The following is a 10,046-nucleotide window of genomic DNA, read 5'->3' on the forward strand; positions in this document are numbered from 1 at the left end:
CGGCGCGCGGGCCGGCGCCCCATTTGATCCAGTTGTTCACCTCGGCCGGGGCACCCTCGCCGGGGCGGCTGGCGCGGACCAGTCGGGTGATCCAGCTGAGCAGGTCGGGGCTGACATGCACCTCGCGCACTGCCAGCTGCAGCGCCTTCACCGCATCGGCATCCATCACCTTGGGCACGGTGCCGCTGTGGCTGCCGGTGGTCTGGGCGAGGATGTCGCGTTCTTCGGCTTCGCTGGGGTAGTCGACGCGGACATGCAGCAGGAAGCGGTCCAGCTGGGCTTCCGGCAGCGGATAGGTGCCGGCCTGCTCGATCGGGTTCTGCGTGGCCAGCACGAAGAACGGCGCCGGCAGCGCGTAGGTGGTGCCGGCATAGCTGACGGTGCGCTCCTGCATCGCTTCCAGCAGCGCGGCCTGGGTCTTGGGCGGGGTGCGGTTGAGCTCGTCGGCCAGCAGCAGGTTGGTGAACACCGGCCCTTGCTGGAAGCGGAACGCGCGCTTGCCGGTGCCGTGGTCTTCTTCCAGCAGCTCGGTGCCGAGGATGTCGCTGGGCATCAGGTCGGGGGTGAACTGCACACGCCGGAACTGCAGCTCCAGCGCCTGGCCGAGCGAGCGCACCAACAGCGTCTTGCCCAGGCCGGGGGCCCCTTCGAGCAGGCAGTGGCCGCCGGCCAGCAGGCCGATCAGCAGGTGTTCGACCACCTCGTGCTGGCCGACCACGGCCTGTGCGAGCGCGCTGCGCAGCGTGTCCAGGCGCGGCAGCAGGGAGTCCAGATCGGTAGCGGTCATGCGGTCACCAGTGGGGTCAGTGCGTGAGTGCGTACATCACGATGTTCACGGCGAACTTCGTGTTGTCTTCGGCCAGGAAGCGTTTGTTGCGCCAGTCGTAATCCCATTCGCAGCCGTAGTCCTTGTTGCTGTAGAGCACGCCGAGCCGGCCATCGATCTCGATCCCTTTCAGGTAGTCGTGGACCAGGTCATCGCCCCAGCCGTTGAGCTCGAAGCCGGTGGCCGGTGGACCCTCGGGAAACCTGAAGAAGCTGTTGTACAGCGCATGGGTGTTTGGCAGCTTCTTCAGCGCGTTGGCACCGAAGATGCTGCGCATCTGCGCTTCAAACGAGGTGGCGAACAGGCCGTCGATGTCGTGGTTGCAGTCATCGACGAAGACGAAGCCGCCATTGCGCACGTAGCGCTCGAAGTTGCGGCGTTCGTCCGGATTGAACTCGACCAGCTTGTGTCCGGCCAGATAGCAGAACGGTGCGGCCAGCATCTTCGGATCGGCCAGCGCGATGACGTGTTCCTTCGGGTCAACGCGCAGCGTGGTGTAGTCCACCAGCGAGGTGAGCAGGTTGGATGGCATGCGCGCATCCACATCCCAGTCGCCGGAGTCGTACTTCAATCGGGTGAACCAGAAGTCGTAACGGCTGGCCTGGGCGTGGACCCGCCCCGGCAAGGCGGCCGCCACCGTGCCGCCCAGCAGCAGGTGGAGGAATTGCGCTCGCGTTAGACGGGGCTGGGACACAGACGTGGACATCTCGGGAGCAGGTCCCCCCTTGGGAAAAGGGGGCGTGGCGGCAGCCGCGGTGGAATCGGCCGGCCCGGAGCGCGGGACCCCGGGTTCCGCGCAAGCGCAACCCGGGGGCCAGGCCCGCGACGCGGATTTGCCTAGACCGCGTCCGACAACGAGGTGAAGGTGAAATCGCGCAGCTTCATCGGCGGGATCATCATCACCAGGCTGGACTCGTCACCGGCCACGCGCACCGGCTTGCCCAGCTCCTCGATGTTGTTGAGCATGATCACCGGCGACTCGTTGAAGCGGAAGTTCTTCACCGGATGCTTGATCTGGCCGTTCTCGATGTAGAACGTGCCGTCGCGGGTCAGTCCGGTCAGCAGCACGGTCTGCGGATCGACCATGCGGATGTACCAGGTGCGGGTGACCAGGATGCCCTTCTGCGTGCCCTTGACCAGCTCGGCGGTGGACTTGTCGCCACCGGCCATCAGCAGGTTGCCCGGCCGCGCGTTGGCGGTCTTGCCCTGCTTCTGCGCCCAGTAGCGCGAATAGTTGAGGTTGGCGATCCTGCCCTTGTCGATGATCGCCAGCTTCTCGCGCGGCATGCCTTCGCCATCCCACGGCAGCACCGGGGCGTCCGGGTGCCACGGATCGGCGAGCATGGTCACGCGCGGGTCGTAGACCTGCTCGCCGAGCTTGTTGCCACCGCCCTTCCTGGACAGGAAGCTGCGGCCTTCGTCGGCCGCGCGCGCGTCGAAGAAATTCATCATGAAGCTGATCAGGCCGGCGGCGGCGGCCGGCTCCAGGATGACCGTGTACTTGCCCGGCTCCAGCGCCTTGGCCTCGGCCGATTCGATCGCCTTGCGCTTGGCGATCTCGATTTCCTGGCTGGCCCTGAAATCGGCCGCGTCCTTGAGGTTGCGCCCGACCCAGCCCGAGCCACGGCCGTCCTCGGTGCGCACGGTGCAGGTGTAGTTGAAGTTGGTCGCCTGCTGGTAGCCGAAATTGCCGTTGCTGTTGGCGGTGGCGATGAAGCTGTTGCCATCCTCCAGGAAGCCGGCGGCGACCAGGCCGTTGCCGCGGCAGGGCGTGATCGAATCGGCGGCCACCTGGGCGCGGAACTCCGGGTCGATCGCGGCGGTGGAGGCGCTGAAGGTCGGGCTGGGCGTGTACTGCTGCTTGCCGATGGCCGGCATGAACTCCGGGTTCTCCGGCGCCAGGCGGGCCAGGTCTTCGGCGCGGCGCACCACGCGCTCCAGCGAGGCGTCGTCGAACTCGTTGATCGAGGCGGTGCCCACGCGCTTGCCGAAGGCCACCTGCACGGCCAGCTCGGCATTGCTGACGATGCCGCTGGTGGAGACGTTGTTCAGCGCGAAGCGGATGTTGCCATCGACCGAGCCGGCCAGCGTGGCGGTGCATTCATCGGCCTTGGACAGCGCGATGACCTTGTCCAGGATGGCCTTGGCTTCCTGTTCGGTGAAGATGCTCATGGTTCAGGGGCTCCTTACCGGTCAGCCGAGGCTGCGGGCGGTGTTGATGACGTTGATGCCGTTGAAACGGGCGGTGGAAGAACCGTGCGAAACCGCCGAGACCTGGCCCGGCTGGCCCTTGCCGTCGAAGAACGAACCGCCCAGGCGGTAGTCGCGTTCATCGGCCACGGCCACGCAGGCGTTCCAGAATTCCGGCGTGCGGATCTGGTAGGCCACGTCTTCGAGCATGCCGGTGATCTGGCCGTTCTTGATCTCGTAGAACAGCTGGCCGCCGAACTGCGCGTTGTAGCGCTGCTGGTCGATCGAGAACGAGCCGTCGCCGATGATGTAGATGCCGTTCTCCACGTCCTTGACCAGCTCGGCCACCGACAGCGGGGTCTTGCCCGGCGCCATCGACACGTTCGCCATGCGCTGGAACTGCACCGAGGACCACGAATCGGCATAGCAGCAGCCGTCCGATTCGGTCTTGCCCAGGATGTGGGCCTGGTCGCGGATGGTCTGGTAGTCCACCAGCTTGCCGTCGGTGATCAGGTTCCAGCGCTTGGTCTTGACACCTTCATCGTCGTAGCCGACCGCGCCCAGCGAACCGGGCTGGGTCTTGTCGGCGAACATGGTGACCTTGTCGCTGCCGTACTGGAAACGCTGCTCGCGCTTGTCCAGCGTGGCGAAGCTGGTGCCGGCGTAATTGGCTTCGTAGCCGAGCACGCGGTCCAGCTCCAGCGGGTGGCCGACCGCTTCGTGGATGGTCAGCCAAGTGTGCGACGGATCGAGCACGAGGTCGTACTTGCCCGGTTTCACCGACGGCGCCTTGAGCTTCTCCTGCGCCTGCTTGGCCGCGGCGATGGCGTCCTCGCGCATGTCGTAGGACTGGCCGTAGACCACCACGCCATTGGGCAGCACGGTCTTGCCGGAGGCGTCGCCGTCCAGGTACTCGAAGCCCAGCCCCATCGGCGAGGACAGCCCGCCCCGGGTACGGAACTTGCCGCTGCTCTTGTCGATGGCGGTGACCGTCATCGGCGCCCAGATCCGGTGCACGTCCTGGTCGATGTAGGAGCCGTCGGTGGAGGCGAAGTATTTCTGCTCGTTGACCAGGAACAGCATCGAGTTGACGAAGCTGGCACCGGCCTCCATGGCGGCGGCATTCACCCCCAGCAGCAGGTCGGCCTTGTCCTTGAGCGGCACTTCCATCGCGTTCTTCCGGATCGGGGTCTTCCACGACACCTCGCCATACCCCGGCGCCTTGGCCAGCTGCACCGGCGCGGTCTGCACCCGGGCATTGGCCCGGGCGATGGCCGCGGCCTGCTGCGCGGCCTTGACCACACCGGCCGGGGACAGGTCGTTGGTCGCGGCAAAGCCCCAGGCGCCGTTGACGATCACGCGGATGCCGGTGCCGGTGGACTCGGTGTTGACCACGTTCTGCACCTTGTCCTCGCGGGTGATCACGAACTGGCGCAGGTAGCGGCCGATGCGCACGTCGCAGTAGGTGGCGCCGGCGGCGCGGGCGGCGTTCAGCGCATCATCGGCCAGGCGCTTCTTCAGCGCCGGGTCGAGCACGGTGAGCAGCTGTTCGGCGGCGATGGCCTTGCCGAAGATCGACGGCAGCATCAGGCCGCCTGCGGTAAGCCCGGTCAGGGCGAGGAAGTCACGTCTTTGCAAGGCTGCTCTCCAAGGGACACGGCCCGCGCGGCGGGCGTTACGGCAACAAACGACGATGGCTTCGCGGTGCTCTGCGAACGGTTCGATTTTTGCGGGGACCTCGCTGCAGCGGTAGTGACTTTCGACATGCACCCCGGTTGCGAGTGCGCACTTGCCGCCATTCCCCGCCGGTTTGCGTGGACGCGGCTCAGCCCAGGCTGCGGGCGGTGTTGATGATGTTGATCCCGTCAAAGCGGGTGGTGGCCGAACCGTGCGAGACCGCCGACACCTGCGAGGGCTGGCCCTTGCCGTCGAAGAATGAGCCGCCCAGACGGAAGTCGCGTTCATCGCAGATCGCGCTGCAGGCGTTCCAGAATTCCGGCGTGCGGATCTGGTAGGCGGCGTCTTCGACCATGCCGGTGATCTGGCCATCTTTGATCTGGTAGTACAGCTGGCCGCCGAACTGCGCGTTGTAACGCTGCTGGTCGATCGAGTAGGAGCCGCGGCCGTGGATGTAGATGCCGTTCTCCACGTCCTTGACCATCTGCGCCGGGGTCAGCGGGGTCTTGCCCGGCGCCAGCGAGACGTTGGCCATGCGCTGGAACTGCACGCTCTTCCACGAATCGGCGTAGCTGCAGCCGTGCGAGGCGTTCTCACCGAGGATGTGCACCTCGTCGCGGGTGGCCATGTAATTGACCAGCTTGCCGTCGGTGACCAGATCCCAGCGCCGGGTCTTGACCCCTTCATCATCGTAGCCGACCGCGCCCAGCGAGCCGGGCTGGGTCTTGTCGGCGAAGAAATTGACGATGTCGCTGCCGTACTGGAAACGCTGCTCACGCTTGTCCAGGGTGGCGAAACTGGTGCCGGCGTAGTTGGCTTCGTAGCCGAGCACGCGGTCCAGCTCCAGCGGATGGCCGACGTTCTCGTGGATGGTCAAAAACAGGTTGGACGGGTCCAGTACCAGGTCGTACCTGCCCGGTTTGACCGACGGTGCGCTGAGCTTGGCACGCGCCTGCCGGGCCGCGGCGATGGCGTCTTCGACCGGATCGTAGGAGGCGCCGTAGCCGATCACCCCGCCGGGCAGCGGATGCTTGTCGGCGGCGTTGCCGTCGAGGAACTCCCAGCCGCGACCGGCCGGTGCGGACAGCCCGGCGCGGGTGCGGAATTTGCCGCTGGCCTTGTCGATGGCGGTGGCGGTGAACGGCAGCCAGATGCGGTGCACGTCCTGGTCGATCCACGAACCGTCGGACGAGGCGAAATACTTCTGTTCGTTGACCAGGAACAGCTGCGAGTTGATGAAATCGGCGCCGGCATTGATCGCCGCGGCGTTGATCGACAGCAGCAGCTCCACCTTGTCCTTGACCGGTACCGCCATCGCGTTGCGGACGATCGGCGTCTTCCATTGCACCTCGCCCACGCCCGGCGTCGGCGCCAGTTGCACCGGCCGGCTCTGGATCTTCGCATTGGCACGGGCAATGGCGATGGCCTGGGTCACGGCGTCGGCCACGCCCTGCGCGCTGGACTGGTTGCTGGCGGCGAAGCCCCAGGCACCATTGACTAGCACGCGGATGCCAACCCCGGCCGATTCGCTGTTGGTGACGTTCTGCACCTTGTCTTCGCGGGTGACGATGGCCTGGTTGAGATAGCGGCCGATGCGCACGTCGCAGTAACTGGCGCCGCCGCGCCTGGCCAGTGCCAGCACGGTGTCGGCCAGGGCCTTCTTCTTGGCCACGTCCGCCGGTGCGAGCAGCTCCTCGGCGGCGATCAGGCGGGCGTTGGGCAGCAGCATCCCGGCAAGGCCGAGGCCGGAAAGGGTGAGGAACTGGCGGCGTTGCATGGCAGGCGGGGCTCCGGGGCAGCGATGCCGGGCATCGCACAGGACTTCCGAATCTGGGCTGCCATGCAGTCCGGACACAAGTGACCATGGTCATGCGTGGCCGAAACCGGCACTGCGGCACAATCGGATCTGCTTTCCAGATCCCCCACCGTGATGATCCCCAAACCCTACGCCGAATCCTGCGAGCGCAACCGCGCGCCGATCCTGTCGGTGCTGCAGCGCTATCTGGGCGATGCCCGCCAGGTACTGGAGATTGGCAGCGGCACGGGCCAGCACGCGGTGCATTTCGCCGCGGCGCTGCCGTGGCTGCGCTGGCAGGCCAGTGACCATGCCGATCACCTGCCCGGTATCCGGCAGTGGCTGGAGGAGGCGGCGTTGCCGAACACGCCGCCCCCGTTCGCGCTGCAGGCGGTGGCCGGTGCATCGCCAGGATTGCAGCCGCTCCCCCCGGAGCCGGAGGACCGGTGCTTCGATGCGGTGTTCACCGCCAACACGCTGCACATCATGGGCTGGGACAACGTGCAGGCGCTGTTCGCCGGTCTGCCGGCGCTGATGGCGCCTGCCGCGCTGTTCATCGCCTACGGACCGTTCAATTACGGCGGCGCTTTCACCAGTGACAGCAACCGCGCCTTCGATGGCTGGTTGAAGGCGCGCGATGCGCGCTCGGGCATCCGCGACTTCGAGGCGGTCGATGCGCTGGCGCAGGCGCAGGGAATGCGGCTGTTGGAGGATGTGGCAATGCCGGCCAACAACCGGCTGCTGGTGTGGCAACGCCTGCAGCGCTGAAGGCGGGCTAGGATGCGATCACTTCTGGCGAGGATGGGGGCGTGGTGAAGCACGGACGTAACTGGTGGTTGGTGATGGCGCTGGGCGTCGCGCCCTGGTGGGTGCAGGCACAGCAGCACGATGCCCCGCGCAGCGACCCGCGGCAGGTGGCGATGCAGGTGCAGCCCCGCTATCCGGGCGTGATCGAACTTGAAGTGGACGCCCGTGATATCGAGCGGCGCATCCAGCGTGTGCGCCAGCGCATTCCGGTGTCGGCCGGCGCGCTGACCCTGTGGTATCCGCAATGGATCCCCGGCAACCATGCACCCACCGGGCCGATCAACCAGATGGCCGGGCTGGTCATCCGCGGCAACGGCCAGTCGCTGCAATGGACACGTGATTCCGGCGACATGTATGCCTTCACGCTGCAGGTACCAGAGGGCGTGAGCATGCTGGAGGTCGAGTTCCAGTACCTGTCGCCGACCGCCGCCGACCAGGGCCGGGTGGCGATGACACCCAATCTGCTGGATCTGCAATGGCACCGGGTGGTGCTGTATCCGGCCGGAGTGGATGCGCGGGGCATCCAGATCAAGCCGTCCTTGCGCCTGCCGGCGGGCTGGCAAAGCGGCAGCGCGCTGGAGCTGGTGCGCCGTGACGGCGACACCGAGCACTACGCAACGCTGCCGTTGATGACGCTGATCGATTCGCCGGTGTTCGCCGGTCGCCATTTCAGGCGGTTCGCACTGGATGACAGCGCACGGCAGCCGGTGTGGCTGGAGGTGGTGGCGGAGAATCCGCAGGCGCTGCAGGCCGACGCCACGGTGCTGGAGGCGCATCGCGCGCTGGTGCGCGAGGCCGATGCGGTCTTCGGTTCGCGCCCTTACAGCCGCTACAACTTCCTGCTGGCGGTATCGGACGTGTTCAGCGGCATCGGCCTGGAGCATGCGCAGTCCAGCGAGAACGGCATGCACGACGGGTACCTGCGCGGCGAGCGTCCGTTCCTCGACAACGACCTGCTGCCACACGAGTATGCCCATGCGTGGATAGGCAAGGCCTGGCGGCCGCGGCGACTTGGGTGCCGCACTACAACGCGCCGATGCACAACGACGAGCTGTGGATGTACGAAGGCCAGACCCAGTACTGGGCGGTGGTCCTGGCCGCACGCGCCGGGCTGTGGAAGCCGGACTACGCGCTGGGCATGCTGGCGCAGCTGCAGGCCAACTACGCCACCCAGCCGGGCCGGCAATGGCGCGACCTGCACGACACCGTGCATCAGGGCATCCTCGACTTCAATTCAAAGCCGCAGGCCTGGGCCGACTGGCAGCGTGCGTTCGAGTTCTACAACGAGAGCACGCTGCTATGGCTGGGCGTGGATGCACGCCTGCGCAGCCTCTCGAAGGGCAAGGTAACGCTGGACGATTTCGCCAAGCGTTTCCACCAGGGTGGCAAGCCGGGCGAGATCCGCCTGTACGACCGCAGCGACGTGATGCAGGCGCTGGAAGCGGTGCAACCCGGCAACTGGGATGCGTTCATCGGCCAACGGCTGCAAGCACGCGATGGCCGGGCGCCGGAGGGTCTGGAGGCCGCGGGCTGGGAGGTGTATTTCAGCGATCTGCCGAATCCGGTGATCGCCGATGGCGAGGCCGAGGGGCTCACCGATCTGCAGTATTCGCTGGGAATGAAGGTCGGCAGCGATGGCGTGCTGCAATCGGTGGGCTGGGAAAGTGCCGCATTCAAGGCAGGCCTGGCCAAGGACATGACGCTGCTGGCGGTCAACGGGCTGGCCTACAGCGGTGCGCGTCTGAAGCAGGCGGTAACCGACGCCAAGGGCGGCGCGCCGGTCGAGCTGATCGTGCGGCAGGCCGACAGCTTCCGCACCGTGCGCATCGACTACCGCGGCGGCCTGCGCTATCCGCATCTGCGTCGTATCGGCGGCAGGCCGGATCTGCTGACGAAGATTCTTGCGCCGCGACGCTGATCTTCGGGCCTGAAAACAACAACGCCCCGCATTGCGGGGCGTTGTTGGTCAGGCAGCGTCGCCGCGTCTTAGCTGGCGTGCACGATATGCAGCGCTTTGGGGTTGCGCCAGGTTGCCAGCAGCGTGGCTTCGCGGGCCTTGGCCTCGTGCAGGTGTGCTTCCTTGACGTGGCCGTAGCCGCGGATGTGCTCGGGGATGCTGGCGATCTCCACCGCCAACGCCAGCCGACGTGCGTCCAGCGAGCCGATCAGTTCCTGCAGGGTCTTTTCGTAGTCACTGATCAGCTGGCGTTCGCTGCGGCGTTCTTCGGTGTAACCGAACACGTCGAAGCGGCCGCCGCGCAGGAACTTCAGCTTGGCCAGCAGGCCGAAGGCCTTGAACATCCACGGCCCGTATTCCTTCTTCTGCAGCTGGCCGTGTTCGTCGCGCTTGGCGAACAGCGGCGGGGCCAGATGGAAGCGCACCTGGTAGTCGCCTTCGAACTTCTCTGCCACACGCTTGGCGAAGTCGCCACTGGTGTACAGCCGGGCCACTTCGTATTCGTCCTTGTAGGCCATCAGCTTGAAGAAGTAGCGCGCGGTGGCTTCGCTCAAGGCGGTGCTGCCGGGAATGGACCGCTGCTCGGCGCTGCGCACCGTCTCCACCAGGGTGCGGTAGCGGTTGGCGTAGGCGGCGTCCTGGTAGTCGGTGAGGAAGCTGCTGCGGCGGGCGATCAGTTCGTCCAGCGAGCGCGACAGGCGGGTGTCGTCCAGCGGGGCGAAGCTGGCTTCACCACGGGTCGGGCTGGCGGCCGGCAGGCCGCGCACATCCGGCTCGTTGTCCGGGTTGCGCGG

General features: G+C 66.6%; 8 protein-coding genes and 2 pseudogenes. 4 read left to right on the forward strand and 6 right to left on the reverse strand.

What is annotated here, in order from left to right; translation table 11 throughout:
• The 5 genes from JCM9942_RS05975 to JCM9942_RS05995 all read right to left on the reverse strand — a co-directional run.
• A partial coding sequence (locus JCM9942_RS05975; protein ID WP_054658389.1) for an AAA family ATPase occupies window positions 1-787 on the reverse strand: 787 nt, incomplete at its 3' end.
• Window positions 788-803: 16 nt separating this feature from the next.
• Complete coding sequence (locus JCM9942_RS05980) at window positions 804-1,532, reverse strand: DUF4159 domain-containing protein (RefSeq protein ID WP_054658391.1); 729 nt, start codon at window positions 1,530-1,532, stop codon at window positions 804-806.
• A gap of 131 nt (window positions 1,533-1,663) precedes the next feature.
• Window positions 1,664-2,998 carry a TldD/PmbA family protein gene (locus JCM9942_RS05985; protein WP_054658393.1) on the reverse strand — a complete coding sequence of 445 codons (1,335 nt, stop codon included), beginning with the start codon at window positions 2,996-2,998 and terminating at the stop codon, window positions 1,664-1,666.
• Between the two features lie 21 nt (window positions 2,999-3,019).
• The gene (locus JCM9942_RS05990; protein WP_054658395.1) at window positions 3,020-4,654 is read right to left on the reverse strand and encodes a TldD/PmbA family protein; all 1,635 of its coding nucleotides are present in this window, start codon (window positions 4,652-4,654) and stop codon (window positions 3,020-3,022) included.
• A 187-nt stretch (window positions 4,655-4,841) separates the two neighbouring features.
• Entirely contained in the window at window positions 4,842-6,470 is a 1,629-nt protein-coding gene (locus tag JCM9942_RS05995) for a TldD/PmbA family protein (RefSeq protein WP_054658397.1), read from the reverse strand.
• A gap of 156 nt (window positions 6,471-6,626) precedes the next feature.
• Between JCM9942_RS05995 and JCM9942_RS06000 the strand changes: the two genes are divergently transcribed.
• From JCM9942_RS06000 to JCM9942_RS06010, 4 genes and pseudogenes are all read left to right on the forward strand, one after another.
• Window positions 6,627-7,256 (forward strand): DUF938 domain-containing protein, encoded by a 630-nt coding sequence (locus tag JCM9942_RS06000; RefSeq protein WP_054658403.1) that lies wholly within the window; start codon window positions 6,627-6,629, stop codon window positions 7,254-7,256.
• A 152-nt stretch (window positions 7,257-7,408) separates the two neighbouring features.
• Window positions 7,409-7,900: pseudogene (locus JCM9942_RS20050) on the forward strand (M61 family metallopeptidase); the annotation flags it as partial.
• Between the two features lie 452 nt (window positions 7,901-8,352).
• Window positions 8,353-8,526 (forward strand): annotated as a pseudogene (locus JCM9942_RS20055) (M61 family metallopeptidase); the annotation flags it as partial.
• 78 nt (window positions 8,527-8,604) lie between these two features.
• Window positions 8,605-9,213 (forward strand): M61 metallopeptidase family protein, encoded by a 609-nt coding sequence (locus tag JCM9942_RS06010; RefSeq protein WP_054658401.1) that lies wholly within the window; start codon window positions 8,605-8,607, stop codon window positions 9,211-9,213.
• Window positions 9,214-9,281: 68 nt separating this feature from the next.
• Here JCM9942_RS06010 and JCM9942_RS19360 read toward each other — a convergent pair.
• On the reverse strand, window positions 9,282-10,046 hold a 765-nt coding region (locus tag JCM9942_RS19360), incomplete at its 5' end, for a DUF6537 domain-containing protein (protein ID WP_343123478.1).

The organism is Stenotrophomonas pictorum JCM 9942 (assembly GCF_001310775.1).
Classification (GTDB): domain Bacteria; phylum Pseudomonadota; class Gammaproteobacteria; order Xanthomonadales; family Xanthomonadaceae; genus Stenotrophomonas; species Stenotrophomonas pictorum.

Bases quoted from the DNA above. Each gene is read 5' to 3' on its own strand.
- JCM9942_RS05980 (WP_054658391.1), bottom strand. From the start codon at position 1,532: ATGTCCACGTCTGTGTCCCAGCCCCGTCTAACGCGAGCGCAATTCCTC.
- JCM9942_RS05985 (WP_054658393.1), bottom strand. From the start codon at position 2,998: ATGAGCATCTTCACCGAACAGGAAGCCAAGGCCATCCTGGACAAGGTC.
- JCM9942_RS05995 (WP_054658397.1), bottom strand. From the start codon at position 6,470: ATGCAACGCCGCCAGTTCCTCACCCTTTCCGGCCTCGGCCTTGCCGGG.